Raw genomic sequence first — 1610 nt, forward strand, 5'->3', positions numbered from 1 at the left:
AAAGAAGAATTAGACAAAAAAGAAGGCCACTAGGGTCTTCTTTATTTTTGATTTAATCTTCCAATAATCTATGTCATTGCTATCGAAGGTGTTTCGCAATTAATATCAATCACTTCATCATCACCAATACTTCCCCAGTTTTGTACAGTACATTAACACAAACGAACCACGTTAATTTAAATGGAATAATAGTTTGGCCATTATAAGAACAATATATATCGAATAACAATGTCGATGACGTGGTTTATTGACATTATCAAATTTTCTCAAATGTGTGTGATTTTTTATAAAAAAGGGTAGAGCAAGGTATAATATCCTTTCAATCTGTTTTCATATTTTATATATTTTTTAAATATAAGCGCTAAATGTTTTAACTAAAACATAGATTGACAAGATGTTATACAGAATTTCAAATTCTATCCAATATTGTTCGAAGTGTAGTATCACTGGATTGGTATTAAACAATGTAAAGGAGAGATTGCAAATGCCGTATAATTACAAGAAACAAAATGGAGAGTTAATGTCTGTAATGAGCCAAGGTGAAAAGTTTATTCATCAATCACCGGTTAATGATGAACTTAGTGCATTGATTAAGTTATTAATTTCAAAAATTAACGGTTGTCATTATTGTGTTGATATCCATAAAAAAGAATTAAAGGAATTGGGTGTAACACAAATGAAAATTGATGAAGTCTTGAGTTTTAGACATTTAGATTTATTTACTGATCAAGAAAAAGTGACGCTTGAATTTGCAGAAATGTTAAATTCAATCAAAGACTTTAAGAAGTTTGAAATTATTGACCGGCTAAAATCATTTTATGATGAAGAACAAATTATTGATCTTGTCTTTGTTGTAAACCAAATTAACGGTTGGAACAGACTAAATATTATTAGTGATAGACTATAATTGTTCATATAAATGCAGAGTTTCATCTCGAACGCTATATCATAACAAATCATGCCACTATACAGGTCAAATCTTGTATAGTGGCATTTTTAATTTATCCCTTTGAATACTGTTATTTAACGAATATCGGTCCACCTGGTCCAACAGGGATACCTAATAAGAACCAAATGATGACAAATACTGTCCATACAATGCTTAGCGCGATTGAATACGGCATTAAACTAGAAAGTAAGGCTCCGAGTTTCATGCGTTTATCGTATTTTTGTGCATAAGTTAATAATAAAGGTAAGTACGGCATCATCGGTGTAATTGGATTGGTAATTGAATCGCCTACACGGTAAATGACTTGCGTAAATGCGGGATGAAAGCCGATAAGGATTAACATTGGTACGAATATCGGTCCTAAAATACCCCATTTAGCCGATGCGCTTCCGATTAACATGTTGACCATTGCACTCAGTACAATAATACCTAGTATCAATACAATACCGTTTTGATGTTCTAATAATTTGGCACCTTTAACAGCAGCGATAATTCCTAAATTACTCCACTTTAAATACGCAAGTAGCTGTGCTGCAAAAAACACAATAACGATAAATGTTCCCATTGATCCTACAGCATCGCCGAACATTTTACCTAAGTCTTTTGTATTTTTAATTTCTTTGCTTAAAATCCCATAAACTAATCCAGGTACTAAAAATAC

Annotated in this window: 2 protein-coding genes; one reads left to right on the forward strand and one right to left on the reverse strand. The window is 31.7% G+C overall.

Translation table 11 applies throughout. The annotated features are described in order from the left end of the window. The first annotated feature begins 484 nt into the window (after positions 1-484). Positions 485-907 (forward strand): carboxymuconolactone decarboxylase family protein, encoded by a 423-nt coding sequence (locus IDG60_RS13405; RefSeq protein WP_001146763.1) that lies wholly within the window; start codon positions 485-487, stop codon positions 905-907. A 112-nt stretch (positions 908-1019) separates the two neighbouring features. Here the strand turns inward: IDG60_RS13405 and IDG60_RS13410 are convergent. After that, positions 1020-1610 (reverse strand): AbgT family transporter (locus IDG60_RS13410; protein WP_206160786.1); only part of this gene is annotated, 591 nt, incomplete at its 5' end.

The organism is Staphylococcus sp. EG-SA-2, assembly GCF_017152085.1.